Origin of the sequence: Aneurinibacillus terranovensis DSM 18919 (assembly GCF_000430625.1) — a bacterium.
Taxonomy (GTDB): domain Bacteria; phylum Bacillota; class Bacilli; order Aneurinibacillales; family Aneurinibacillaceae; genus Aneurinibacillus_B; species Aneurinibacillus_B terranovensis.
In genome coordinates, this window is record NZ_AUMJ01000028.1 from 1 (window position 1) to 25,444 (window position 25,444).

The 25,444-nt window shown below is 44.3% G+C and carries 25 protein-coding genes; 8 read left to right on the top strand and 17 right to left on the bottom strand.

What is annotated here, in order from left to right:
* The first annotated feature begins 412 nt into the window (after positions 1–412).
* Together H525_RS0106095 and bcaP are read left to right on the top strand one after the other, a co-directional pair.
* Positions 413–1,366 (top strand): S-layer homology domain-containing protein, encoded by a 954-nt coding sequence (locus H525_RS0106095; protein WP_027415483.1) that lies wholly within the window; start codon positions 413–415, stop codon positions 1,364–1,366.
* Between the two features lie 314 nt (positions 1,367–1,680).
* Complete coding sequence (bcaP, locus tag H525_RS0106100) at positions 1,681–3,093, top strand: branched-chain amino acid transporter BcaP (RefSeq protein ID WP_027415484.1); 1,413 nt, start codon at positions 1,681–1,683, stop codon at positions 3,091–3,093.
* Between the two features lie 113 nt (positions 3,094–3,206).
* Here the strand turns inward: bcaP and mbcS are convergent, their stop codons facing one another.
* The 5 genes from mbcS to folE all read right to left on the bottom strand — a co-directional run bounded on the left by mbcS (position 3,207) and on the right by folE (position 8,386).
* A complete protein-coding gene (mbcS, locus tag H525_RS0106105) occupies positions 3,207–4,793 on the bottom strand; it encodes an acyl-CoA synthetase MbcS (RefSeq protein ID WP_027415485.1) in 1,587 nt (528 codons plus the stop codon).
* 238 nt (positions 4,794–5,031) lie between these two features.
* Positions 5,032–5,706: a TerC family protein gene (locus H525_RS0106110; protein WP_027415486.1), complete on the bottom strand. Its 675-nt coding sequence runs from the start codon at positions 5,704–5,706 to the stop codon at positions 5,032–5,034.
* A 145-nt stretch (positions 5,707–5,851) separates the two neighbouring features.
* Entirely contained in the window at positions 5,852–6,511 is a 660-nt protein-coding gene (locus tag H525_RS0106115) for a Crp/Fnr family transcriptional regulator (protein WP_027415487.1), read from the bottom strand.
* Between the two features lie 182 nt (positions 6,512–6,693).
* Complete coding sequence (gene purU, locus H525_RS0106120; protein WP_027415488.1) at positions 6,694–7,587, bottom strand: formyltetrahydrofolate deformylase; 894 nt, start codon at positions 7,585–7,587, stop codon at positions 6,694–6,696.
* 196 nt (positions 7,588–7,783) lie between these two features.
* Complete coding sequence (gene folE, locus H525_RS0106125) at positions 7,784–8,386, bottom strand: GTP cyclohydrolase I FolE (protein ID WP_425387658.1); 603 nt, start codon at positions 8,384–8,386, stop codon at positions 7,784–7,786.
* 564 nt (positions 8,387–8,950) lie between these two features.
* Between folE and H525_RS27050 the strand changes: the two genes are divergently transcribed.
* The gene (locus H525_RS27050) at positions 8,951–9,202 is read left to right on the top strand and encodes a hypothetical protein (RefSeq protein ID WP_155837159.1); all 252 of its coding nucleotides are present in this window, start codon (positions 8,951–8,953) and stop codon (positions 9,200–9,202) included.
* Positions 9,203–9,330: 128 nt separating this feature from the next.
* Here H525_RS27050 and H525_RS0106140 read toward each other — a convergent pair whose 3' ends face one another.
* Positions 9,331–10,140: a Cof-type HAD-IIB family hydrolase gene (locus H525_RS0106140; protein WP_027415491.1), complete on the bottom strand. Its 810-nt coding sequence runs from the start codon at positions 10,138–10,140 to the stop codon at positions 9,331–9,333.
* A gap of 248 nt (positions 10,141–10,388) precedes the next feature.
* Between H525_RS0106140 and H525_RS0106145 the strand changes: the two genes are divergently transcribed.
* Positions 10,389–12,149, top strand: coding sequence for a UbiD family decarboxylase (locus tag H525_RS0106145; RefSeq protein WP_027415492.1), 1,761 nt, complete (start codon positions 10,389–10,391; stop codon positions 12,147–12,149).
* An 89-nt stretch (positions 12,150–12,238) separates the two neighbouring features.
* Here the strand turns inward: H525_RS0106145 and H525_RS0106150 are convergent, their stop codons facing one another.
* From H525_RS0106150 to phaQ, 7 genes are all read right to left on the bottom strand, one after another.
* Entirely contained in the window at positions 12,239–12,526 is a 288-nt protein-coding gene (locus H525_RS0106150) for a hypothetical protein (RefSeq protein WP_027415493.1), read from the bottom strand.
* A 19-nt stretch (positions 12,527–12,545) separates the two neighbouring features.
* Complete coding sequence (locus H525_RS22995; protein ID WP_081413260.1) at positions 12,546–14,216, bottom strand: ABC1 kinase family protein; 1,671 nt, start codon at positions 14,214–14,216, stop codon at positions 12,546–12,548.
* Between the two features lie 54 nt (positions 14,217–14,270).
* Complete coding sequence (gene mtnA / locus H525_RS0106160) at positions 14,271–15,332, bottom strand: S-methyl-5-thioribose-1-phosphate isomerase (RefSeq protein ID WP_027415494.1); 1,062 nt, start codon at positions 15,330–15,332, stop codon at positions 14,271–14,273.
* Between the two features lie 315 nt (positions 15,333–15,647).
* On the bottom strand, positions 15,648–15,827 hold the full coding sequence (locus H525_RS29360) for a hypothetical protein (RefSeq protein ID WP_155837161.1): 180 nt from the start codon (positions 15,825–15,827) through the stop codon (positions 15,648–15,650).
* A 334-nt stretch (positions 15,828–16,161) separates the two neighbouring features.
* Positions 16,162–16,605, bottom strand: coding sequence for a MaoC family dehydratase (locus H525_RS0106180; protein WP_027415495.1), 444 nt, complete (start codon positions 16,603–16,605; stop codon positions 16,162–16,164).
* Between the two features lie 86 nt (positions 16,606–16,691).
* Positions 16,692–17,252, bottom strand: coding sequence for a polyhydroxyalkanoic acid inclusion protein PhaP (phaP, locus tag H525_RS0106185; RefSeq protein WP_027415496.1), 561 nt, complete (start codon positions 17,250–17,252; stop codon positions 16,692–16,694).
* A 76-nt stretch (positions 17,253–17,328) separates the two neighbouring features.
* Positions 17,329–17,775 (bottom strand): poly-beta-hydroxybutyrate-responsive repressor, encoded by a 447-nt coding sequence (gene phaQ, locus H525_RS23000; RefSeq protein ID WP_051330837.1) that lies wholly within the window; start codon positions 17,773–17,775, stop codon positions 17,329–17,331.
* Between the two features lie 342 nt (positions 17,776–18,117).
* Between phaQ and H525_RS23005 the strand changes: the two genes are divergently transcribed.
* From H525_RS23005 to phaC, 3 genes are all read left to right on the top strand, one after another.
* On the top strand, positions 18,118–18,621 hold the full coding sequence (locus tag H525_RS23005) for a poly(R)-hydroxyalkanoic acid synthase subunit PhaE (protein ID WP_051330838.1): 504 nt from the start codon (positions 18,118–18,120) through the stop codon (positions 18,619–18,621).
* Positions 18,622–18,728: 107 nt separating this feature from the next.
* On the top strand, positions 18,729–19,472 hold the full coding sequence (fabG, locus tag H525_RS0106200; RefSeq protein ID WP_027415497.1) for a 3-oxoacyl-[acyl-carrier-protein] reductase: 744 nt from the start codon (positions 18,729–18,731) through the stop codon (positions 19,470–19,472).
* A gap of 79 nt (positions 19,473–19,551) precedes the next feature.
* Positions 19,552–20,640: a class III poly(R)-hydroxyalkanoic acid synthase subunit PhaC gene (gene phaC, locus H525_RS0106205; RefSeq protein ID WP_027415498.1), complete on the top strand. Its 1,089-nt coding sequence runs from the start codon at positions 19,552–19,554 to the stop codon at positions 20,638–20,640.
* Positions 20,641–20,848: 208 nt separating this feature from the next.
* On the opposite strand, the gene thiI is transcribed toward phaC, so the two are convergent.
* Together thiI and H525_RS0106220 are read right to left on the bottom strand one after the other, a co-directional pair.
* On the bottom strand, positions 20,849–22,051 hold the full coding sequence (thiI, locus tag H525_RS0106215; RefSeq protein WP_027415499.1) for a tRNA uracil 4-sulfurtransferase ThiI: 1,203 nt from the start codon (positions 22,049–22,051) through the stop codon (positions 20,849–20,851).
* Between the two features lies 1 nt (position 22,052).
* Positions 22,053–23,207: a cysteine desulfurase family protein gene (locus tag H525_RS0106220; protein WP_027415500.1), complete on the bottom strand. Its 1,155-nt coding sequence runs from the start codon at positions 23,205–23,207 to the stop codon at positions 22,053–22,055.
* Positions 23,208–23,536: 329 nt separating this feature from the next.
* On the opposite strand from H525_RS0106220, the gene H525_RS27060 reads away from it, so the two are divergent.
* Positions 23,537–23,686 carry a hypothetical protein gene (locus H525_RS27060; protein ID WP_155837163.1) on the top strand — a complete coding sequence of 50 codons (150 nt, stop codon included), beginning with the start codon at positions 23,537–23,539 and terminating at the stop codon, positions 23,684–23,686.
* 70 nt (positions 23,687–23,756) lie between these two features.
* On the opposite strand, the gene H525_RS0106230 is transcribed toward H525_RS27060, so the two are convergent.
* Both H525_RS0106230 and H525_RS0106235 read right to left on the bottom strand, forming a co-directional pair.
* Positions 23,757–24,866 carry a site-2 protease family protein gene (locus H525_RS0106230; protein ID WP_027415501.1) on the bottom strand — a complete coding sequence of 370 codons (1,110 nt, stop codon included), beginning with the start codon at positions 24,864–24,866 and terminating at the stop codon, positions 23,757–23,759.
* Positions 24,867–24,958: 92 nt separating this feature from the next.
* Positions 24,959–25,270: a hypothetical protein gene (locus H525_RS0106235; RefSeq protein WP_051330840.1), complete on the bottom strand. Its 312-nt coding sequence runs from the start codon at positions 25,268–25,270 to the stop codon at positions 24,959–24,961.
* Positions 25,271–25,444: the final 174 nt, after the last annotated feature.

Consider the following 25,444-nt stretch of genomic DNA (forward strand, 5'->3'; position numbering starts at 1 on the left):
CACGATGTTGCGTTCTTAGTCGACGTTCCTTAATACTCATTTAAAAAGCTGGTTATACTAAATCAGAATTGTATCTGAGTTATATCGCACATTTGGCATTTCACTGTTCAGTTTTCAAGGAACTTTATTTTCGTCATCGCTCTCAGCGGCGACTCTATCAATATATCACGTATCAAACTTCAAAGTCAATAACTTTTTTAAAACTATTTCCCTCACAAATGAGCCTATCCTTCAAGCTTACCCCTCATTGCTTTCATTAGTTTTCATACTGCACAGAGCATCAGCCGGGCAGGAACTAAAACCTATCACATTTACCCACTTGCTAGCAACTTTTAATTCCATAATGAGTCAAATAAAATGTTGGAAATCGATCTATTATTTTTCTGCATACATAGTCAGGAGGTAGCCTGTTTTGAAAAATAGATGGCTAAAACAAATGTTTGCTTTCACAATCACAATAGGCAGTTTATGCACGGGCTTCTCTCATGTTTCCGCATCTTCAGTCTCTTTCGATGATATTAATAGCTATTGGGCAAAGAAGCAAATTGTAAATCTGGCAAATGAACGAGTGGTTAGCGGTATAGACGAAGACACGTTTGCACCGAACAAACCATTAACCCGGGCTCAATTTACTGTAATGCTGGCAAAAATATTAAAAGAAAACCTTCGTACTTCCGGATCGGCCGCAGAAGTCGGTAAGTATTTTTCCGATGTAAGTTTCTCTGCTTTCTACGCGGATGAACTTGTCCGATTGCGTAAAGCCAATATTATTGATGATCGAGGAGCTTTTCATGGAGACAGACAAATTACGCGGGAAGAAATGGCCCATTATTTAGTTAAAGGCTACACGTATCTTTATGCCCAGGATTTGTCCTCTTTCGTTACCTCTCATGAAATTCCCTTCAAAGACGCACAGCAAATCGCATCACGATACATGAAGGATGTAATGATCGCGGATAAAATTAATCTCATATTCGGACGAAGCAATGGCGATTTTAATCCGAAAAGCTCTTTAACCCGGGGAGAAGCCGCCTCCGTCATGTACCGCTTTGGCCAAATCGTTCCTTACAAAGAAAAAGATAAACGTTCAGGTCAATTCGCAGATAAATATGATGCCTACTATAAAAATGGACAACTGTATATTACTTTCACCTATGATATCAATGGCGCAGGCTTTGACGGACAGATTCTCGTGATAACCCGATCAGGAACACAGTTAAAAATTAATGTTGAACAGATAAAATTGGACAACAGTTCTTCAGGCAACGTCTTCAAACAAATGCGCACGATTACCGTTCATGAAGCCGGCGTATCAAAAGTAATTGTTATAATGAACGGAAAACAAACAGCAAGCTTCAATGTTTAAAAGCAAAAACGATTTATCAACCACTGATAAATCGTTTTTTTATTAACTTAATTCACCGCTTGTTTAAGAAACGATTCCTCGTATTCCTTTATATTACCGAAATATACAACTCTTATAAATAATCAAAATAATTTATATATGCAATTTTTTTGCTTTACGTATCAAATGATTTAGTATAGAATTCTTTTCATAGATAGTAAGGAGGAATAAAAGAGTATAGATATATAATTCAGAATATTATTTTTTATAACACACTTTACTGTTTAAACGCGTCTATTCGTGTAGGGAAAACTTTTTATTTAGGAGAGCATATTATGAGTCTTTTTAGGAAAAAATCGATTTCAGCTTTACTCAAGAACACGGAAACTAAAGAGGGTGGATTAAAGAAAGCGCTCGGCGCCTTTGATTTAACGATGCTGGGAATTGGCGCAATTATCGGAACAGGAATTTTTGTTCTTACCGGAGTTGCCGCAGCCGAGCATGCCGGTCCCGCCCTGATTCTTTCTTTTATTTTGTCAGGACTCGCCTGCGTATTTGCGGCTCTTTGTTATGCGGAATTTGCTTCCACTGTTCCTGTATCAGGCAGCGCTTACACCTACAGCTACGCAGTATTCGGTGAAATCATCGCCTGGATTCTCGGCTGGGATTTACTTTTGGAATACGGGCTCGCATCATCGGCTGTCGCCAGCGGCTGGTCCGGTTATTTTCAGGGGTTAATTTCAGGATTTGGCATACACTTGCCTACCGCTTTAACAAGCGCTTATAACCCTGCTAAAGGAACATATGTGGACTTACCGGCCATCGCTATTATTTTCCTTATTACATTTTTATTGATGCGTGGAGTTAAAGAATCCTCCCGTGTTACCAACATTATCGTTTTAGTCAAAATTGCTGTCGTTCTTCTCTTTATTGGAGTCGGTGTGTGGTATGTCAAACCTGCTAACTGGACACCGTTTATGCCTTTCGGTTTTCAGGGTGTAGCAACAGGGGCGGCCACAGTGTTTTTTGCCTATATCGGTTTTGATGCCGTTTCAACTGCTGCGGAAGAAGTGCGGAATCCGCAGCGCAGCATGCCAATCGGCATTATAGGTTCTCTATTTGTTTGTACGGTTCTCTATATTGTCGTATCTGCTATCCTCACAGGAATTGTGCCTTATACCCTGCTTGACGTGAAAAACCCGGTTGCTTTTGCTATCCAGTTCGTTCACCAGAATTGGGTTGCGGGATTTATCTCACTCGGTGCCATTTGCGGTATTACCACCGTATTGATTGTTATGATGTATGGTCAAAGCCGTTTGTTCTTTGCTATCAGCCGTGACGGACTGCTTCCGAGGGCTTTATCTGATGTTAACCCTCGCACGCAGACTCCTACAAAGAGTACATGGCTCACGGCTTTACTGTGCGCGGTGTTTGCCGGATTTGTTCCATTGGACAAACTCGCCGATTTAACAAATATCGGCACCCTGTTTGCCTTTGTCGTTGTTTCTATCGGAATTATTGTTCTGCGAAAAACACAGCCTGACCTGAAGCGGGCTTTTAAAGTACCTTTCGTCCCAGTATTACCGGCATTGGCCGTTATCTTCTGCGGCTACCTGATGGTCAACCTGCCGTCTTTAACATGGAAAGGGTTTGCTATCTGGTTTGTGATTGGAATTATTGTTTATATCTTTTACGGAAACAAAAACAGCCTTCTTTCGAAAGAAAATAAGTCAGACAAAGTCGCCTAGAACACACGATTAATATAAAAAACTAATATAAAAAAAGATAAGTTCCCAAACAATAAAAAAAGTCTTCGGAAAATTTATACGAAGACTTTTTTTATATTATTTTTACGGATTTATTAATTTACATTACGTTCTTTTTCGAGCTGTCTGAGTTCAACCCGTCGTATTTTTCCGGAAGTTGTTTTTGGCAGTTCGTTGACAAATTCAATTTCACGGGGATATTTATACGGTGCTGTAATATTTTTAACATGTTCCTGAAGTTCTTTAACAAGTGTATCAGCAGCCGCTTTTTCATCCCGCAGGATAACAAACGCTTTGACAATGCTTCCACGAATCGGGTCCGGACTGGCGACAACCGCACATTCTTTAACAGCAGGGTGTTTCACCAGCGCATCTTCAACTTCAAAAGGGCCTATCGTATATCCTGAACTGATGATGATATCATCTGACCGGCCCTCAAAGAAGTAATACCCGTCCTCGTCCTCTCTTGCCTGATCCCCGGTCAGATACCAATCTCCACGAAAAGCCGCCGCTGTACGTTCCGGGTCATTTAAATAGCCTTTAAACAGGGCCGGTACACTCCGGTGGACAGCAATGTCACCTACTGTGCCTTGTTTAACAGGATTGCCGTCTTCATCGATAATCGCTATGCGATTTCCCGGTGTTGGTTTCCCCATCGAGCCCGGTTTGACTTCCATCCCCTTAAGCGTTCCAACAATGAGTGAATTTTCAGTTTGGCCGTATCCGTCCCGAACCGTGATATTGAAATACTTCTTAAAGGTATCAATCACTTCACGGTTTAACGGCTCCCCTGCACTAACCGTGCTGTGTAAATGCTCCAGATTGTATTGGTCGAGCCCATCTTCTTTTGCCATGAGCCGGTATTCCGTAGGCGTACAGCAGAGCACATTTACTTTATATTTTTCAAGCAAAGATAAATACTTTTCGGGATCGAATTTGCCGTAATAGACAAGCCCGGTTGCTCCCGTGCCTAAGGTGGAGATAAAAGGGCTCCAGTTCCACTTTGCCCATCCGGGTCCTGCGGTAGCCCAGACGATATCTCCATCGTGGACATCTAGCCACATCCTGGCAGCCACAGCCTGGTGGGCATAAGCCCAGCTGTGTGTGTGAATCACACCCTTTGGGTTGCCTGTGGTGCCAGACGTATAATTTAAGAACGCTACATCATCCGCGCGAGTATTGGCCGCTTCAAATTGCTCTCCTTTGCCCTCTGCTACACTTTCAAAAGGTGTCCATCCTGCTTTTTTCCCGCCGACTACAATAAACGTTTGCAGTGTACGGCAGTCTGTCCGAATTTCATCTATGCGATCGGTTAAGGTATGGAACGAGATGACCGCTTTTGCCTGTGAATGGGTCGCTCTATATAAAATATCCTTCGGCATTAACATCTCCGAGCCAGGCAAAATAATGGCCCCTATTTTAAGTGCAGCCATATAGCTTATATATGCATGTTCAATACGCGGTAAAATAATAATTACTTTATCGCCTTTTTCAATTCCAAGCTCTGTGAGCCCGTTTGCAAGTTGATTGGATGCTTTGGTTAACTGGGCATAAGTAAACCGCTTCGTTTCCCCTGCCTCATTTTCCCATAACAATGCCAGCTTTTCAGGATTTTTTGCGTGACGTTCAATGTCATTCACCATATTGTAGTATTCAGGTGCATGCAGATTAACCCGTGTCATGTTCTCTCCCCCATTCATTTCCCGATATTTTTCTACATTTTTTGAAAACGGTTACGGATTATAATTCTATAAATTTTGCAAATTTCCTTCCCGTTATCTCTAAAAAAACGAATCCAAATTTCCCCTTTATCCAGCAGAAGAAGACATGCCCACCACAAATATAGATTGTCTCATGTACTTTCCAATAAAGCAAAAAAAGAGGCCAGCCGCTGCTGCCTTCTTGACAGTCATTATAAAATCAGCCGTAGGACGCAAACATTCTTCTGCGCCACCATGCTCCGCCTATCAAAATAATAGCTACAAGTACAAGTGGTGCCGCCCAATCAAGAAATGCATAGGAAGGTAAAATAAATTGCTGTATCGTTTCTTCAGACATAACCATCGTACCGGCGGTATGCGCCAGAATCGCGGCTCCAATATATACAAGTGTCGGAACCTGATCCATCAATTTAGCGATAAAATTGCTTCCAATCATAAGAAGCGGAATGCTTAAGCCCAGGCCAAACATGACAAGAATAATATTTCCATGGGCTGCCCCGCCAACCGCCAGTACATTGTCAAGACTCATCACGAAATCGGCAACAATAATGGTTTTTACGGCCGCACCCAACGAATTCTCCGCTCTAATGGCAGATGTGTCTTCTCCATCGCTAATGAGCAGCTTAAACGCAATCCACGCAAGCATAATTCCACCAATGGCTTTTAAATATGGAATCAACAAAAACCATGTGGCAAGCGCGGTTAAAATTACCCGTAAACCGACGGCCCCTACGATCCCCCATAAAACAGCCTTCTTCCGGTCCTCCTTTCGGAGCCGACGGCTGGCCATCCCAATGACAACCGCGTTATCACCGCTTAATACAATATCGATGATAATGATGTTTAAAAAACCCACCCAGAACTTCGCGTCCATAAGTCGCCTCCTCGCTCCTTATGGAACCATTATATTCGCACACAGGACACGCTATTACTATTATTGAAGAAACTTCCTTTGCCAGTGAGTATGTTGTTTTGATGAATGTATTCCATTTGCTATTGAATCACACTCAAAGACGAATTTACTCTTTAATGATGATGTAGCCAGAATGAAACTCAATCTTTCCTTCTTTTTTTAATTGGCTTATAGTACGGCTTGCGGTCTCCCTCGTTGTTCCCACCATATTAGCAAGATCCTGCTGGGTTAATTCCATATTGATTTGGTATCCTTGCGCCGTTTTATAGCCATTTGTTTTTGCCAGAGATGTAAGGGTATTCATAATTTTATCTGTCATATCTTTACTCAACACATTCGTGAGCCTGGCCTGAAGGATTCGTATTTTCTCCTCAAGGCTTCGCAGCAGTTCAATGCTTAACGTTGGATTGCTTTCAAGCATCCGCGTAAATTCCCCAACTTTAATAAAGAACAGCGAACAATCTTCCATAGCCTCGGCAGTAGCCGGATACGGGCTTCCACCAAACAATCCAATATGGGGAAATAAGTCACCCTCTTTTAATAAGTTAACGATTTGTTCTCGCCCGTCTTCCGTTGTTTTATATACTTTGATTCTTCCTTTATGAATCACATAAATGGCCGTGCATTCCTCACCCTCATAAAAGAGAATTTCCCGCTTTTTAATTTCCTTTGAAGACATCACTGAACCTATTTTTTCCCGGGCTGTGTCCGTTACATGTTCAAATAAAGGAACATCTTTGAGAAAATCTTTCCGGTGGTCCCCCATTCTGTATACCGCCTCCCATATGTAAACACTTTATATAAGTGTACCATATATATGATTGCAATTCTTTTACCGAACTTAATCGACAGGGGGCTTCACATCATGGGTGACCATTTGAATAAATAACAGACTAAAAATATGCCCACACAAAAAAGCACGGATAAATCCGGGCTTTTTTATTTCCTTTATAAGAAAACGATCGTTTTATTTTTATGTACAATGATTCGATCTTCAAGATGCCATTTAACGGCACGCCTAAGTACAGTACGTTCAATATAGCGTCCCTCTTTTTTTAGTTCTTCGGCATTGTTGCGATGGCTAACGCGAATCACATCCTGCTCGATAATAGGTCCCGCATCCAGCTCTTCGGTTACGTAGTGAGCAGTCGCACCAATAATTTTTACACCTCGCCTGTACGCTTGGTCGTATGGTTTTCCGCCAATGAAAGCCGGTAAAAACGAATGGTGAATATTTATTACCTGGTTTGGGAAATGCTCAACAAAATACGGGGACAAAATCTGCATATAACGCGCGAGTACAATAAAATCCACCTTGCCTTCCATCAGTTCGCGCTGCTTCTTTTCCCCCTCATGCTTGGTTTCGGCTGTAATCGGAACATGGTGAAACGGGATGTTCATCGACTCCACCAACTCGCGGGAATCAGGATGGTTGCTAATGACCATCGGGATTTCCGCGTTCAAATCCCCCTCCTGCCAATGCCATAGCAATTCGCGCAGGCAGTGTTCTTCCCTGGATGAAAAGATAACCATTTTTTTCGGCTGACCGGCGGATGTAATACGCCAATCCATTTCAAACTCGTCCGCCACCGCTGAGAAATCATCACGCAGCTCATTTAACTCCTCCTCCAGGCCATCCCGATAAAACTCGATACGCATGAAAAACATACCGCCTTCCGGATCCTGCGTATACTGGTCGGACTGGATAATATTCGCCCCGTTATCAAATAGAAATTTGGATACCGCCGCTACAATACCGGGACGATCCGGGCAGGCGATCAACATGCGGGCAACTCCACGGTACTTCTCCTGGAATTTTGATAAAATTTGTTGTGCTGTCATCTCTCTTGCCTCCATGAATGGCTTTTTTATTTTCTCCATTATACACTGTTTTACACGCCTGTTTAATGGCCCCTGCTTTATCGATATAATAAAAAACAATAATTTCCTACACAATTAAGAAAGCGGAACCTCTCCCAATGGAGTAATTCCGCTTTAGTTTCCCCTCCGTACTTAAGGGTAACAACTTAAAAGGCGATTATTGTTTTTCCAGCAGGCGGAAGAAACGTTCCTCCTGAACCCCGTCCTTTGAATCGAATACCCCGCGGCGGGCAATGGTTCTTGTTTTGCTCCCGGGTTTTTTAATACCACGCATAGTCATGCACATGTGCTCCGCTTCGACAATCGCAATCGAACCAATAGGTTTAATGACTTCTTCCAGCGTGTCCACAATCTGATTGGTGATGCGTTCCTGAACCTGTGGACGCCTGGATAAAATCTCAACAAGACGGGCAAATTTACTTAAGCCAACAATACGGCCGTCCGGTATATATCCGATGTGGACTTTACCAAAGAAGGGCACGAAATGGTGCTCACACATACTATAGAAAGGAATATCCTGAACGATAACAATATCATTGGTTCCTTCAGCCGGAAACGTTTTACCGATGACATCCGCCGGGTTCTCATGTATCCCACTAAAAATTTCACGATACATTTTGGCAATTCGTTTCGGCGTTTCCTTCAATCCTTCGCGATCCGCATCTTCTCCGATTAGTTTTATGACTTCATAGAAGTGTTCTTCAATCGGATCAACCGTTGGATTAAAAACTTTATTGCTACTGGACTTAACTGCTTCCACGCGCATAGCGTTCATCTCCTTCATTTATACAGAACAGATTTCAGCAGTGCCAGCTTCTGTTCTCCATGAAATGAATTGTATAGTATTTGTCTAATAATAACAAGAAGATAATTTGTTAATTACTATTTCTATATATATAATAGAAGAAAATAGAGGTTGTTTTCAACATCAATTACCGGCTATCCAGTCAGCAGATATCACACTTGCTTGCATGATCGTATTGCACAGAAAAATGAAAGGGGAGATTTCCGTGCTGCAAGTAACAGAACGGGCAAAAAACGAAGTGAAAAACAGAGTAGCATCGCGGCGTTTAACTGTACTCGGCATCCGGGAAGGCGGCTGAGGCTTCACGCTGCGTTTTGCCCTGGTTCAGGGCAACATACCAGGCACCTCTTTTGAATGCAGGGATAAAGAGGGAATAACTTATTGTATAGACAAAGACATTCAGGAAATGTACCCGGAGACTCTTACCCTTGATTATATGGTCAATCAGGGATTCCGGCTGTATACAAGCAGCCAGTATTTGGCGACACATATGCGAATTTTTCATGCGCTTGAAGAAGTATGAAACCTATACTGAGAAAAACTCGCGGGCGTTGCCGCTCGTCCTTTTTCTGCAGGGTAGCGAAACGGCCGCTTAGTGACCGGAAGGTCGGACCGACAAAACATCCGGGTACCTCAATGATGGAGACAATTGTCGGTCTGATCGACCTTCCGGCCACACGCTCCACATCGAAAAAGCAACGTTCGGCACACTCCCGCGAGTTTTTCTCAGGTGACCAATGGAAGAAAGTATATGTTGCTTTAACACTGTAAAGCAACATATACTTTCTTTAACGGTTAAAAAGGCGAACCTCCTTCGGTAAGGTTCGCCTTTTTCTATATTTTACATGTTTCCCGTTTTTTGTTTCCGGTTTCGGTTTTATCTCGTTTTCGAATCGTTGTTATCTTATTTTCGCTTTTTCCAGGATAAGACGGCGGATCGCGTCGGCTACACCGTTGTCGTTATTGGAAGCCACAATAAGATCAGCCTCCCGTTTGACATCTTCCGGTGCGTTCTCGACAGCAACCCCAACACCGGCCGCGTGAATCATTTCCAGGTCATTATAATAATTTCCAATGGCAATCGTCTCGTTCATTGAAATTCCCAGTTTATCCGCTAGGTGGCGAAGCGCCGTTCCTTTAGACGTTGACTTCTCAATAATATCAATATAATAAGGGCCGCTTCGAATCGTTTTTATCGGCAATTGCATCGCTTGAATATCTGCAAAAGCTTTCGTTAACTGTTCATCGGAACCGAAAAGTGTGAATTTTACAATCTTGTCCCGGACACGTAACGCATCGTCGACCAGTTTGGGGGTGGCAAGATATTTTGCATACATCTTGTTAACTTCTTCATTATCAAGGGTCTCTGTATACATTTCAAAAGGCGAACAAAAGTCGGTATGGATACCGGAAGCCCGGCAATAGCTTACTACATCTTTTAAATCATCCATATAAAAACCGCTTTCCCATAAAATTTCCCTGGTTTTTGAATGGGTGACAACCGCCCCATTATGGGTAATAAGATAACCGTCCAGCTCCAGTTCCTCCAATATAGGAATCACGCTGAAAGGCCCGCGTCCCGAACACATTACAACGGTAACTCCTTGTTCTTCGGCGAGGTGCAGTGTTTTTTTTGTTTCTCCGGTGATGCTGTAATCATCGGTAAGTAATGTTCCATCAATATCGATTGCTGCTAATTTGTAATTCATAAATAGTAAAAATGCTCCTTTCCCCCTGACAATATGCTGCTAATCGGTGTATATTCAGTGGTTCGCTGTATAAAATGCCTGCAGCATGGTTTCGCTTTCTGAGGTTTTAAAATAAACTCTGTATGTGTATTGTAATCATATCATAATCTGTTATTCCATGATTCTGTCCCAAGAAGTAAGTTTCATTGCCCTGCTTGTCTGGTATAATAGCAAAAGAGAAATTAACTGTAGGGGAGAATTTATAACCAATGCATATCGACTTGCGCAGCTTTCTACGCACACTTCAAAAAGAGAACAATTTGCTTGAAATAACCGCTTCGGTGGATGCGAATCTTGAACTGGCGGAAATTCATCGCCGTGTGATTGACGAGGGTGGACCTGCTCTTTTATTTACCAATGTAAAGGACAGCGAATTTCCGGTGGTGACGAATCTGTTCGGAACAGAGAGACGGGTGGAACTCGCTTTCGGCCCGCGTCCGGAAAAACTCGTCCAACAGCTGGTCGGCTCACTTGATAAGCTTCTTCCTCCGAAAATAAAAACGCTGTGGGAAAGCCGCTCGGCCCTGCTGGATGTTGCGCGTACCGGGCTCAAAAATGTTCCCCCGGCCAAGGCTCCGGTGACAAATGTGCTGGATGAAATGGTCGATTTACATAAACTACCCGTACTAACCAGCTGGCAGCTAGACGGCGGGCCTTTTTTTACACTTCCACTCGTCTATACGGAACACCCGGTTACGAAAGAACACAACCTTGGCATGTACCGGATGCAGGTGCAGGAAAAAAACCGGACAGGCATACACTGGCAAATTCATAAAGGCGGCGGGTTTCACCATCACGAGGCGGAACTTCGCAATCGATCCCTTCCAGTTACCATGTTTCTCGGAGGACCTCCGGCTCTCACGATCACAGCGATTGCCCCTCTGCCCGAGATGGTGCCGGAACTCATTTTTACTTCCTTTTTAATGGGGGAAAAGCTGGATATAACAAGCATACCGGACCATGCCCATAAACTGATTGCCCAGGCTGAATTCGCATTTTGCGGGGAAGTTCCGCCACATGTGCGCCACCCGGAAGGCCCGTTCGGCGACCATTATGGCTACTATTCCTGGATACACGATTTTCCTGTGTTTAACATCAAGAAGGTGTACCGCCGCAAAGATGCGATTTATCCCGCAACGGTAGTAGGCAAACCGCGGCAGGAAGATTATTTTATCGGCGAATACCTGCAGCGGCTTCTTTCTCCCATCTTCCCTGTAGTGATGCCCGGCGTTAAAAGCCTCTGGACATATGGAGAAACCGGCTTCCATTCACTGGCGGGAGCTGTGGTGCGGGAGAGCTATTATCGGGAAGCAATGGCCCATGCGTTCCGAATTATGGGAGAAGGTCAGCTAACACTGACCAAATTTTTAATGCTGACGGACACTCCCAGCGATTTGCAAAATTTCGCTCCTTTTCTGGAAACAATTCTGGCCCGCTTTAATCCGAACCGCGATCTGCTGATTGTCCATGATACGTCGATGGATACGCTCGACTATACAGGACGCAAGTTTAACCACGGCAGCAAAGCAATTATGCTCGGAATTGGCGATCCGATCCGCGAACTTCCGCGTGAGTATGCCGGCAGCCCGATTCCCGGCATTGCCAAGATTAAACCGTACTGCGCGGGCTGCCTGGTTGTATCGGGCGCAGGCTATACGGCGGACGGGGAACTGGCAAACAAGCTGGTGGAGCAAGGAGCCGAACAGCTTGCGCCATGGCCACTCGTATTTGTGGTGGATGATGCGGACGAGATCGTCGACCAAACTACCTTCTTATGGACCACCTTTACACGTTTTGACCCGGCCCACGATGTGTATGCGAGGAAAAGCCTGGTGCAGAACAAAGTGCAGTTTGACGGCCCGATTATTATCGATGCGCGGATGAAACCTTTTTATCCGGATGAACTCATTCCGCGGGAAGATATCGTCACACTCGTTGACAGCAGATGGAAGGAGTACTTTCCTTCCTGAAAACAAATTGGGCTGGCCCGAACGAAAACTCGAAGACAGTGGGCAATGGAAAAGTGGAGCCTAGAAACAGAAACGTTGGCAGATGCATCTCACCCTTTGTAACGGTTCCAGAATTTGAGCAGGAACCGGAACGGCCAAGGAAGCCACCATCCGGCCCGATCCGCCTGGCGGGTAAAATTAATAAAGGCTGCGGCCGCTCGGCGGTTTTCTTTAATTTTTTCTTCATCGCCTCTAACAGTAAACCTGTATCCGTCTTTTAATCCTTCCAGCTTAAACGAAAAATTGCCGCATTCCGCCTCAGCCTCCTTAAACGCTTTTTCATCCACTTCTTTTTTCCATTCTTCTTTTCCCAGTTTTTCGTCTCTTTCTTTCGCCATCTTTGTTCACCTCTATTCGTTAATTAACAGTCGATCGTTCTTTGAGAAGATTCACCGCTTTCTTCTGGTAATGAAGCAAACGCTGGAACGCGATCATCATAACCCCTATGCATATATATGTTTCTGTGGAATAGTGCATGACCCACAGCAGAATGGCGCTTCCCCATCCCAGTACAAGAAACAGGAGGGATGTCTTCTGCCTGGCCCTATAGTATGCGAGCCATTTATTGATTTCATCCCGATTGCGAATATACTGTCGGTATTCAGCAGAATTATCTATGTAGCGATTTAATTGCCGCGGTAAAGCCACAATTTCCCGCACCACGTCTTTCGCGAGTTTCACGATAACTTCCCGGTTGCTTGTCCGTGTTTCCTCCTGGTTTAGCCATTCGGCAACGATGGGGCGGCCCAGTTCCAAAAAATCCACATCGGGTTTAATCGTCGTAATCACGCCAATAACTGTGCTGAAAGCCCTGCCTAAAAATGCGTATTCCGCCGGCAGTTGAATCGGCTGTACCTGCACGAAATCCTGGAGCTGCAAGATCATTTCTTCCAGCACATCATCGTCAAGGGTCATGAAATCACGCGTAAAATACAGTTCAAGCCCCACTTGCAAAGCGATTTTCACCTGTTCCCGGTCCGCCTGTTGGGTTAAAAAGTGAAGTTTATCGAGTGCGTCCACTACCCCATCAAAATCTTTAAGAATGACCGCCTGGATCACCTGCTGGATATACATGCGGGACTGCGGCTTGATTTCCCCAACCATACCAAAATCAAGAAGGACGATCGTTCCGGCAGAGCAGATGAAGATATTTCCCGGGTGTAAATCAGCGTGAAAAAAGCCATATTGCAAAACTTGCTCCAAAAATAATCGGGCCACGCGCGTCACAACATATTCTTTATCAATGTTGTGAGTTTCAAGAAACCGGTGATCGGTAACCTTAGCGCCTTCCACCCAATCCATCACAAGAATGCGCCGGGTCATAAACTCTTCGTAATAGCGTGGAATTTTTACGGTACTATCATTTGCATACATTTCCATAAAGCGTTTAGCATGCACGTATTCTTTTCGAAAGTCAAGTTCTCTCGAAATGGTTTGCTCCAATTGCCGGTACAATTCCTTCAGGTCGGTCATTTTCCCCCAGCGGGTAAATCTCCTGGCAAGGCTCACCACAAGGCGGGTAGCAGCAAAGTCAGCGCTGATGATTTTTTCTATGCCCGGACGTTGAATCTTTATCGCGACTTTTTCACCGGTTTTCAGAAAAGCCTGGTACACTTCTCCGATCGAGGCGGAAGCTACCGGGCCATCAGAAATATCCACAAACACTTCATGAACAGGCTGGTTAAGCTCCTTTTCCAATACCTGCCTGCTTTCTTCCCACTGAACAGAAGGGACACGGTCAGTTAAATCAGCCAGTTCTCTTGTAAACGCACGCGGCATGACATCCGCCCTCGTACTTAGAAACTGACCCATCTTAATGAGCAGCCCTCCAAGTTTGAGCGCGTTCTGTTTATACTCACGCGCCTGCCGTCCGACAAGCTGCTCCCACTTTTCCTGCAGTTCAGCGCGGTTTCCTGTACGGTATTTGCGGTTAAACCACCACACCTGAAAGAAAAAGCGTACGGTCATGAAGACGATGACGTAAATTCTATAATAGCGGTTCCGAAGCATACCCATCTCCTCAGCCATGTTATATATTCTCAATAGAGAGAGCCAGAGAGTTTTCCTTCCTTATAAATCTTTTTACTTGTTGAATAATTTCCTAAGGCCTTCCTCATAGGGCTCCTGGATAATTCCTTTTTCCGTGATAATCGCTGTCACATAGTCATGGGGAGTGACGTCAAAGGCCGGATTGTACACTTTGATGTCAGCAGGGGCAACCATCCTTCCCATGCTGTGGGTTACTTCTACCGCATGCCGCTCCTCGATCGGAATCATCGTACCATTTGGCGTCTGCAAATCAATGGAAGAGAGCGGGGCCGCCACGTAGAACGGAATATTATGTGCTCTGGCAAGCACAGCAAGCCCATAGGTGCCAATTTTATTGGCGACATCTCCATTCGCGGCAACCCGATCCGTTCCGACGATGACGGCCTGCACCCACCCGTTAGCCATCACCTTGGCTGCCATATTATCGCAAATAAGGGTCACATCAATTCCTGCCTGCTGCAGTTCATACGCTGTAAGACGCGCACCCTGAAGTACCGGACGCGTTTCGTCGGCAAACACTTTTATATTCCAGCCTTTCTCATGGGCCAAATACATCGGCGCCGTCGCGGTCCCATATTTGGCCGTGGCAAGCCCGCCCGCGTTACAGTGGGTGAGGACGCCCATTCCGTCATGAAATAGCGTAAGCGCGTGTTCCCCAATCGCGCGGCACACATCCTCATCCTCCTGCTGGATCTGCCTGGCTTCGGCAAGAAGCACCTGCTTGATCTCCTGTGACGGCATTCCATCCACTGCGGCACGCTGTGCGGCTTTGTACATCCGATCCAATGCCCAGAATAAATTCACAGCGGTTGGGCGCGAAGTAGCAAGATAGTCCGCATAATTTCTTATTTCACCCAGCAATACCTCCGGGTCACTTGTCTCGCTATGACGAACGGCTATATATAAACCATAAGCTGCAGTTATACCAATAGCCGGTGCCCCGCGTACCTGCATCTTCTGTATCGCATCCCATACGTCGTCCACTTTCTCCAGCGTAAGGTAATCTGTCACGTGCGGCAATTTGGTTTGATCAAGAAGGATCAGCGAATCGCTATCCCAGCGAACTGATTGCAGAGACTTGTATATTTGTTTCATTTTGTAGCTCCTTCACTTTATTTTCATTTCCCAGACTCTTATGAATAAAAGAATCATTTTTGGGGTATTATTATAAATGATAGGTGAAAACAACACATAGCTGTCATTTTACAATTCATTTGCTGGTTACCCGATTACTTACCTGAGTATACGTCGATATATGGGAGACTGCAAGAAGAGGAGGGTTGAAAATGAATCCGGAAGATTGGATGGAATGGGAGTTTCCAAGTGTTTACTGTATTACAAAAATGATTTACCAGGCAAGGAATACGGATTACACGGAAGGAATGTAAGAAAAAGGAGGCACAGGCCTGCTCAGGCTTGTGCCTCCTTTTCTGTTTCCTTTTTTTCCTGACAGGAAAAGCAAAGCATTTTCCCGGGTTCTACCACTACCCCGCCAATAAAGCCGTCGTGACAATAGATTTTCGTACCACACTGAATGCAATCTCCTACATATTCCTGCACCATCGCACCTCTATCCCAAATTCCCTCCATAGGGTGATTTAATTGTACCCTATTTTTTCTTTTTAGGCCTTTATATTTCGCTTTTTTACCGACGTTTCCTCTGCCGGAAAAAAGGGTATTCCATAAATAACACAACACGAAAAGGGAGTTGAATATTGGATAAGAATGAACATGTTTATGCGAACAGTTTTGAATGGAAAGATGAACCAGTTAATAAAAATCAGGCGGAAGATGTAAAAAATACCGACTGGAGCGTGGCCCGGAAAAATTAGGTAAAAAAACAGAATAAGGTGCTCTGGGGAACAGCCTGGGAATCCGATCACTCAGGAAGTTCAATGGAGATGAAAATGGAGTAGCCCGCGGGCTACTCCATTTTCATGACAACAGCCTCGCCTTCGACCACAACTTTTTGATCCTGGTTTACTAGATTGGTTTGCAGTCTAATAATTTTTTTGTCGTCTTTTTTCTCTATTACTTCTGCTATGGCAGTTATGGTATCACCAATTTTAACCGGTGCCTTAAATTTAACATTTTGCGACAAATAAATCGTGTTAGTTCCCGGTAATTGCGTGCCGAGGATTGTCGAAATAAAGCTTGCCGTTAACATGCCGTGCGCAATTCTTTCTTTAAAAAACGTGTTTTTTGCGAATTCGTCGTCGATATGAATCGGATTTACATCTCCTGTCAATCTGGCAAACGTCAAAATATCTTCATTTTTAATCGTTCTGGTAATCTGCGCCTTATCACCGACGTGGATCTCATTGTACGATTTTTCAACAACATGTCTCGATTGCTCCACTAAATCCATTTTTTATCTCCTTTTACGGCTTTTTCTGAAAAAACCCCCTGTTTTTCATTGTCAGGGGGTTTTTCAGTGGATTCTACACTTATTTATTATTTAAACATATTCATCGTGCTGTTTTTGTTGACTTCAAACGTTTCTATAATACCTTTTTGCGTTGTTTTAACCTGGGATAAGAAGTTTTCGATAAGGGACTGAATTTCATCACGCGTTTTTTGCTGTTGGGAAAACAAGCTTTTAATCGCTGTTTCCACCTGCTCATTCGATTTGTTGAGCACCGTTAACCCTGCTTTTCCAGGTGTCCAGGTTAATTGCTGGATGCGGTTTGAAATTTCTTCAAGCCGGGAATTCCAATCTTCGAATACTTTACTTGCCTGTTCTCCGGTGAAGTTGCTTACATGGTTGCGATAGTTTTCTTTTACATCTTCTAAAAATTTTTTAACTTCCTGCTCCATTTTTTCCATGTTTTCAGTTGTTTTAGCCCAGATTTCCTTCTGACGGTCAATCGTTTGAAGCGTTAAGTTTTCCATTTCACGCTGGTATGCATACAGCATTTTAATTCCGTTCATCCAGCCATCCCACATAGAATCCACAATATTCGTTCCGTTCTGGTTCACCGTGTTTTCCTTCTCAGGCCTTTTGTTGATTGCCATGGTAAATCCCTCCCGAATGTTAATTTTTATGGTGATTGCAGCATAGCTGCAGCATCCCTGCCGGGAATCTGTGTTCTCACTTGCTGTCGTCTTTTTTAGTAGTCATTAAAGTTGGCGGCATAAATAACTCGGTATACATGTTAAAGAAACGATCGAGCATCGACTGATATTGCTCAAGAGAAACCGCCCACGACTTTAAGTACTGTTCTCCCGCATCTGTGAGAGAATAAATGCGTTTTGCCGGTCCGCCTGCAGAAGTGTCCCATTCAGATTTCACCATGTTGTCCTTTTCAAGTTGCCGTAAGGTTCGATAAACATTGCCCTGGTCCACGGAGGGAAATCCAAACTTTATTAACTGTTGAATTAACTCATACCCATGGACATTCCAACCGCGGAGCTGCAGGAGGAGAAATGGAATCAGTAAATTCTTAGGTACAGCACCGGATACCTTCTCATCTTTTGCGGTTTCGGCCTCTGTTTCCGTATCCGCCTGCTCATTTACCTGCTCTCTCTTTTCAGTCATGTGTAATCACCTACAAATCTGTAAAATAAACCTTATGTGTAATTTACACCTATGTTTTTATTTTGTCAAATGTTTTCACGAGTACTCCTTCATCATTTTCTCCGTATATACCAAACGTCCTATATATAAAGTATCTCAAGCGTGTAAACGTTCACATTCGCGATGGTTCAAGCGTATTAATTAGAGATTAACAAAACGTTAAAAAAAATATCACAATTTATCGAATTGTTTTATTTGAGTTACACCTTATTCTTTACTATAATCTTACATGAAAATGTTCTTTTATACATATTCCGTTCGACCATATGTATAACGGAAAACATTCGAGAGGAGATGAAGAGGGTGAGCCAACAAATACCATTTGATCCATTTTCCATGTGGAAAGAACTGTATGACAAAACGGAAACCCACTGGAGTCAAGTATTTGACGAGACTATGCGGAAAGAAGATTATTCCGAATGGATGGGCCAATTCCTGAACATGTATTTGCAGTACCAGAACATGGTGAAGCAATCGGCGGAGAAGTATCTGGAACAGGCCAATATACCTTCCCGTGCGGATATTTCAAATCTCGCTTCCTTAATCGTGAATCTGGAAGCAAAGGTAGACGGATTGGAAGAACTGATGGAAGGGGACCTTTCCCACCAAATCAGCAATTTGGACACAACAAGCGAAATCAATCGGCTGAAAACAGACATGAAAGCCATTGACAAAAAGATGGATCAAGTGCTCAAGCTTTTAAAACAACAGGAAGAAAATCTTCTCTCCCTGAAAGAAGAAGCCATCACCCGGGAAGCAAAATCTGTACAGGAAAAACCTACGCAAGAAAAACAAACAAATCAATAGGTTTTCACTGGCACACGAGACTATTTTGTGAAGTTATTTACAGAAATATCGATGTGAAGATTTCATTACAAACACGTTAAGGATGTCATGTGAAGGGGTGTAGGTGTATGGTAAAACTAGATGGAAAAGTGGCGATTGTCACAGGAGGGTCACGCGGAATTGGCGCAGCGATTGCAAAAGAATTGGCTGCTAATGGTGCAAAGGTTGTTATTAACTATAACAGCAGCAGTGAAGCTGCAGAACAAGTTGTAAGCGAAATTGAAGCAGCTGGCGGTCAGGCTTTCGCCAGCCAGGCGGACGTATCTGATTCAAAACATGCTCGCGTACTTGTAGAAGATGCGATAAACAAGTACGGCCAACTTGACATTCTCGTAAACAATGCCGGAATTACCCGCGACCGTACATTCCGTAAACTTAGTGAAGAAGACTGGAAAAAGGTTATTGATGTCAATTTAAACAGCATATTTAACATGACAAGTGCGGCTCTTGCTCACATTCAGGCTTCCGAAACCGGCCGGATTATTAATATATCCTCTATCATCGGCCAGGCGGGTGGATTTGGCCAAACCAACTATTCAGCCGCAAAAGCAGGGATGATCGGCTTCACTAAATCGCTGGCACTCGAACTCGCCCGAACAGGGGTGACAGTAAACGCTATTTGCCCTGGTTTTATTGAAACAGAAATGGTCACTGCAATCCCTGAGGAAATCCGGGAGCAGATTGTGGCTAAAATTCCGGTCCGCCGTTTCGGCAAGCCCGAAGAAATTGCCCGTGGAGTGATCTATCTCTGTCAGGATGGCGCCTATATCACAGGACAAGAATTAAATATTAACGGCGGCATGTATATGTAATTATACAGTAATAAATTTTTCTTATATAAATATAAAATATAGGGAATAAGCAAATATTTAAATTCCTGGAGGGAAAATCATGTCAGCTCCGCTTTCAAAGGATTGGGAGGATATACTGGAAGGAATGCCACAAGAGGTGAAGCGTTCTTACCGTCGTTTTAAACGGGCAACCGAAATTCTGACAACAGAAGCCGAACCACAAGTAGGGCAAACACCAAAGGAAGTTATCTGGACAAAAAATAAAACCAAACTTTACCGGTATGCCCCTTCCAAGCCAAAAACCCACCGTATACCACTTTTAATGGTCTATGCCTTAATTAACAAACCTTATATCCTGGATTTGTCACCCGGTAACAGTCTGATCGAATACCTTGTTAATCGCGGATTTGATGTGTACCTGCTTGACTGGGGCACACCGGCACTTGAAGACCGCTATATGAAACTGGACGATTACATCATGGATTACATCCCACGCGCCGCACGCAAAGTCATGAAAGCGGCGAATAGCGACGAAATATCAGTGCTGGGCTATTGCATGGGTGGAACCATGACTTCAATCTTTGCCGCGCTTCACCCGGAACTTCCCATCCGCAATTTGCTTTTTATGACCAGCCCGTTTGACTTTAGCGATGCCGGCCTGTTTACCCACTGGCTCGATGAGCGTTACTTCAACTTGGATAAAATGGTCGATACAATGGGAATTATTCCGCCCGAAATGATCGATTTCGGGAATAAAATGCTAAAACCTGTTGTAAACTTCTACGGGCCGTATGTAAATCTGGTGGACCGCGCGGAGAACGAAAACTTTGTGAAAGGCTGGAAGCTTATGCAGAAATGGGTTAACGACGGAATTCCGTTCCCAGGTGAAGCCTTCCGCCAGTGGATCCGGGACTTTTACCAGCACAACAAGCTGATTAAAGGGGAACTTATTGTCCGCGGCCGTGAGGTGCATCTCAGCAATATTAAAGCGAATGTGCTGAATGTAGCGGCTGAACGTGACCATATCGCAATCCCGCATCAGGTTGAAGCATTGATGAATGTAATTTCCAGCGAAGACAAGACGTATGCGGTGATGCCCACAGGACACGTTTCCGTTTGTTTCGGCCGTCAAGCTATCAACAAAACATATCCAACGGTCGGAGATTGGCTCGCAGAACGTTCTCAATAGGAAAGAAAATAATTTTTATAGAAAGCCCGCAGATGCATCGTAATGGACTGTCCCAAAAAAGGGGGGCCGATATTATCAAATCCCAAAAAAGGACTCTTATCACTATAAAAAGTGGCAGGAGTCCTTTTTTGGGGGCTATTTTAAGGTGAAAGTGGGGCTGAAAATTTTAGAAAATTACTTTTGGGACAGCCCCACTCGATTCATTCTACTAGAAGAATGAGTGTCCTTCTTCAGATGCAACAGGGTCTATCCACAGGCTTTCTACCCCGTTCACCGCATTCTCTACCAGCCGCTCCACATCGAGTTCCCGCTCGAATTTTTCCGCTAATTCAAGCTTAGGCCGCGTAACGGGTGACTTCGGTACAAATATAGTACAGCAGTCTTCAAACGGAAGTATCGACGTCTCATACGTTTCAATTTTCCGCGCGATTTGCATAATTTCTTCCTTATCCATGGCCACAACCGGGCGCAGAACCGGCGTGTCGATGACATGATTAATCGTATACATGCTTTCCATCGTCTGTGAAGCGACCTGTCCCAAGCTTTCGCCGGTCGCAATGGCCAAAGCGCCGTGCTGCTGGGCCAGGCGTTCGGTAATTCGCATCATAAAACGGCGCATGATCGTGATCGTATAATCTTCGCGGCATGTCTCACGAATTTTTGTTTGTATTTCCGTAAAAGGAACGATGTGAAGCTTCATTCCGCCGCTATACTGCGTGAGAATGCGTGCGAGGTCAATGACTTTCTGTTTTGCCTGCTCCGATGTAAAAGGATAACTGTGAAAATGGACGCCTTCAATGCGGACACCGCGCTTCATGGTCATCCATCCGGCCACCGGACTGTCAATTCCTCCGGAAAGCATGAGCATTGCTTTCCCGCTGCTGCCGGTTGGCAGACCGCCCATTCCCGGAATGGTATCGCATGAAATAAATACTCCTTCTACCCGTATTTCAACGCGCAGTTCTACTTCAGGCTGATGCACATCGACAGTGAGGTTGTTCGTATTACGCAGCACATATGCGCCAATTTCTCGGTTCATTTCCCCTGAAAGGTACGGGAACTGTTTATTGGGCCGTTTAACCACAACTTTAAACGTTTTCGGAAAAGGCTCCACGTCACGAATGACTGCTAAAGCGGCTTCCTTGATGGTTTCAATGTCAAACGACTGGATGAAACGGGTAGGGCTGAACGAATGAATTCCGAAAACTTTTCTCAGCTTCGCTTCGATTTCCCCATAAGGTTCTCCGTGCAGTTCGAGATATAATCTGCCATATGCGCGTACTACCTGCACTTTCGAATAGGCATAAAGAGCTTTTTTTATATTGCGAATGAGCTGATTTTCAAAATCCTTACGATTGCGTTTCTTTAACGCCAGCTCACCATAACGAATCAGGACATGTTCATACTGCATATTACACCCTCATTATCTTTGCTAAATTTGGTATGGTTTCTTCGATTACCCGCATAAATCGGTCCACTTCCTCCAGTATGTTGGAAGCTGAAAAACTTACGCGCAGCGAACTCCCCGCCCGTTCCGCATCCATCCCTGCCGCCAACAGAACGCGCGAAGGTTTGAATTGTCTGGAAGAACAGGCAGATTGGGTTGAAAGATAAATCTCCTTTTCTTCCAGTGCATGCAGGACAACTTCAGACTTTAGGCCGGGAAACGAAAAATTAATAATATGGGGCGCGGCGCACGAATCGTTTTTTTGTGGACCGTTAATGCGGCAGCCAGGGAAGTTTTCCAGCTTACTCAGGAGATGGTGTCTCAGCGTTTCCATATGTTCCCGATTCCTTTGCAACGATTCCTTTGCCATTCGCATGGCTTTTGCCATAGCGACAATCCCTGGCAGATTTTCCGTACCTGACCTGCGTCCTTCTTCTTGTCCTCCCCCGATGATGAGCGGTGATAAACGAATGCCTTTGCGGACATAGAGTAAGCCCACTCCCCTTACGCCATGAAATTTATGAGCAGAAAGCGATAATAGGTCCGCCCCCCAGCGGGAAGGCTCAACGGGAAGTTTTCCAAACCCTTGAACGGCATCGACATGAAAGAGCGTCTTTGGGTAGCGTGAAAGAATGTCGCCAATTTCTTTTACCGGCTGCACAGTGCCTAACTCATTATTTACATACATCACAGACACAAGGATAGTGTCGTCACGCATTGCCTGTTCAATGGTAGACGGCGCCACCCTTCCCTCGTCATCTACCGGTACATACGTGACCGTATAACCCATTTCTTCCAGTTGCTTCCCCGCTTCATATACCGAAGAATGTTCAACCTGACTTATGATAATGTGCTTTCCCCGATTTCGGTACTGCCAGGCCACCCCTTTTAACGCAGCGTTGTTGCTTTCTGTTCCGCCCGATGTAAATATAATTTCATCCGGTAACACACCTAAACTTTCGGCTGCAACCTGCCGGGATTGCGCTAAGAGTCTGGCTGCTTTCGATCCGAGCTTATGCAGGGAGGAAGGGTTTCCGAAATACTGCTGAGCGACTTCTCCATACACTTTAACCACTTCCGGATTTGGAAGCGTTGTCGCACTATTATCAAAATAAATCACTTGATTTCACATCCATTTTTAAGAATCCATAACTTGTTTGCCATTCGAATTTTATTCGAAAAAGCATCAACTTATATCATACCACATTTTATTTTATGTCATCATTATTTTACGTTTTTTCCCCAAAAATCATGTTGAGCTGTTTTCTAAAAATTGTTTTATGATTGGAAGCGGTTACATTCGGTAAACCTATTTACAAAATGTCTTAGGCTTGTTAATATAGTTTTCAATAAATTAAAAATATTGGCCGATTGAGGAGGTATTTTTCTCAATGAAAAGCCAAGGAGAAATAATTCAGAATATTATAATTTTTAAAGGAGAGATTAATCATGACTGTGACTGTGAAAATGGAGATGTTAAAAAAAATAGAGGCTGAAATTGCGCGTTTGCAGCTTCAGGTGAAGGCTATGCAGAACTCTGCAGATGGCTTTGAAAAACTGGACACCGATTTCTGTCTTAACGAAGTATATAACGGATAATATGTAAAAAAAAGCCAAAGGGACAGCACCTGCACGACGGGTAAACAGCTGTCCCTTTTCTTTGTCGTTATCACATGGTCGTTTGCGGTGTTAGCAGAGAGGTGTAATACATCAAACACAACAGGAGGGCCGCCAGCCCGAAATAGGTAAAACCATAAGCGAAGCGCTGTCCTATGGAAACTTTATAATACGCTTCTTCTTTGACCATACCCTGGTACTCCAAATAGGGTTCGTAAGAAATTTGTAAGATCATGCGGACCATTTCGGGCATTCGTTCCGTCCTTAGGAGCCACACGTGGTTTACTAATCCTTTAGTAAAAGGGATTTGCCGCAGAATATCGAGTCCCGGGTAACCAATCATAAGCTGTTCCTGTTTTTGAACGATGTCTCCAACCTGAACAAACGGCAGTGTTCTCTGATGTTCCATAGCCGGCACGAACACCCCGTGTTCCTCAAAGTATGAAACAGGCACTTCAAGCACCACATGCTCTTCGCGGGCACCTGCGGATATACCGGATCGATCTCCTCTGGCAGCTTTTCTTCTTTTCACATAGCTGCTGTATAATTCCCAGGCGAAAAAGCACCAGAAGAAGAAAAATAAAATAGATCGCAAATAAATAATGAAAATTACCCCCCCGATAAGTCCAACAAGCCATAACCAGCGGGAAATGGCCGTAACAATCCTTCCGCCGTCTAGCGGATGTATCGGCAGTAAATTGATAAGATTGATAAAAAAGCCAATCATCGCAATGGCAAACAATGCCTCATACCCGGTGAGAACCCCTAACGCGAGCGCAGCCACAGCACCAATCGTCCCAAGCAGCGGCCCACCGATGGCAATAAACGCTTCGGTAGCAGCATCCTGCGGCTGCTTTTTCATCGTAATCAGCGCTCCCATAAATGGAATAAAAGCCGGGGCTGACACCGGTAATTTCTTGATTCTGGCCGCCCATACATGACCCATCTCATGAATAAATATCATAGCGACCAAGCCTATCGCAACAGACCACGGGTAAATCAGCAAGTACCCTCCAATCGAGAGCGCAATAGACCAGATGGTCGGACCCAATTTTCCAAATTTGAGAAAAGGCAAAAGAAATTTTAACTTTCCACTGATAAGGGCGAGAAAAGCAAGAAGTCCTCCTGTTTTTTTCCAACTCTTTTTCCCCTGATTAGGCACGATATCATCTCCCTATAAAACGTACGTACCGCCCCCCTAAAAAGTTTCAATTATTATGCAAAAACCGGATCATTATGATCCGGTTTTCATTGTTAATAAAAGGGGCGTAAAAACAATGTCAGCAAAACAGCAACAGCAGAAAGCCCCATGGCCCATCGGCCGCTGGCGGCTCCTCTCCTTGCGGCTGCATAACCGAGAACGAAGCCGACAATTCCTAACAGAAAAGGCATCACAAAAAACGAAAGGAGCGATAGCACAAGTGCCAGTGTACCAATTCCGGTTCCGGTCCGATTCTGCGTGTCTGCCATTTCCTTCTTTTGCGGGTAGACAAGTGTGGGACGACCCGGGGCAATTTCAGCTGCAGTTTCTTCCTTAAAATCGGTAAATTTTTTATCCTTTTCCATGATTGCCTCCCTTCGCCTTGTAACAGAATAGACGTTATTTTTCTGTAGATGTAAGGCCATGCTGCATACCTGATCTCTGTTAGAGACTTATGTCTGCTTATTTGCAAGCGATTGTTGGTTTCCCCATCTATAGAGTCCCTCTAACGGTTAAGTCCATACAGGCATAATTTCACA

Bases quoted from the DNA above. Each gene is read 5' to 3' on its own strand.
- H525_RS27050 (WP_155837159.1), top strand. From the start codon at position 8,951: ATGAAACCTATACTGAGAAAAACTCGCGGGCGTTGCCGCTCGTCCTTT.
- H525_RS27060 (WP_155837163.1), top strand. From the start codon at position 23,537: ATGACTGTGACTGTGAAAATGGAGATGTTAAAAAAAATAGAGGCTGAA.
- H525_RS0106140 (WP_027415491.1), bottom strand. From the start codon at position 10,140: ATGAATTACAAATTAGCAGCAATCGATATTGATGGAACATTACTTACC.
- mbcS (WP_027415485.1), bottom strand. From the start codon at position 4,793: ATGACACGGGTTAATCTGCATGCACCTGAATACTACAATATGGTGAAT.
- phaP (WP_027415496.1), bottom strand. From the start codon at position 17,252: ATGGCAATCAACAAAAGGCCTGAGAAGGAAAACACGGTGAACCAGAAC.
- H525_RS0106110 (WP_027415486.1), bottom strand. From the start codon at position 5,706: ATGGACGCGAAGTTCTGGGTGGGTTTTTTAAACATCATTATCATCGAT.
- H525_RS0106145 (WP_027415492.1), top strand. From the start codon at position 10,389: ATGCATATCGACTTGCGCAGCTTTCTACGCACACTTCAAAAAGAGAAC.
- H525_RS0106115 (WP_027415487.1), bottom strand. From the start codon at position 6,511: ATGGGGGACCACCGGAAAGATTTTCTCAAAGATGTTCCTTTATTTGAA.
- fabG (WP_027415497.1), top strand. From the start codon at position 18,729: ATGGTAAAACTAGATGGAAAAGTGGCGATTGTCACAGGAGGGTCACGC.
- H525_RS0106150 (WP_027415493.1), bottom strand. From the start codon at position 12,526: ATGGCGAAAGAAAGAGACGAAAAACTGGGAAAAGAAGAATGGAAAAAA.
- bcaP (WP_027415484.1), top strand. From the start codon at position 1,681: ATGAGTCTTTTTAGGAAAAAATCGATTTCAGCTTTACTCAAGAACACG.
- H525_RS29360 (WP_155837161.1), bottom strand. From the start codon at position 15,827: ATGGAGGGAATTTGGGATAGAGGTGCGATGGTGCAGGAATATGTAGGA.
- phaC (WP_027415498.1), top strand. From the start codon at position 19,552: ATGTCAGCTCCGCTTTCAAAGGATTGGGAGGATATACTGGAAGGAATG.
- H525_RS0106180 (WP_027415495.1), bottom strand. From the start codon at position 16,605: ATGGATTTAGTGGAGCAATCGAGACATGTTGTTGAAAAATCGTACAAT.
- purU (WP_027415488.1), bottom strand. From the start codon at position 7,587: ATGACAGCACAACAAATTTTATCAAAATTCCAGGAGAAGTACCGTGGA.
- H525_RS22995 (WP_081413260.1), bottom strand. From the start codon at position 14,216: ATGGCTGAGGAGATGGGTATGCTTCGGAACCGCTATTATAGAATTTAC.
- mtnA (WP_027415494.1), bottom strand. From the start codon at position 15,332: ATGAAACAAATATACAAGTCTCTGCAATCAGTTCGCTGGGATAGCGAT.
- H525_RS0106235 (WP_051330840.1), bottom strand. From the start codon at position 25,270: ATGGAAAAGGATAAAAAATTTACCGATTTTAAGGAAGAAACTGCAGCT.
- phaQ (WP_051330837.1), bottom strand. From the start codon at position 17,775: ATGACTGAAAAGAGAGAGCAGGTAAATGAGCAGGCGGATACGGAAACA.
- thiI (WP_027415499.1), bottom strand. From the start codon at position 22,051: ATGCAGTATGAACATGTCCTGATTCGTTATGGTGAGCTGGCGTTAAAG.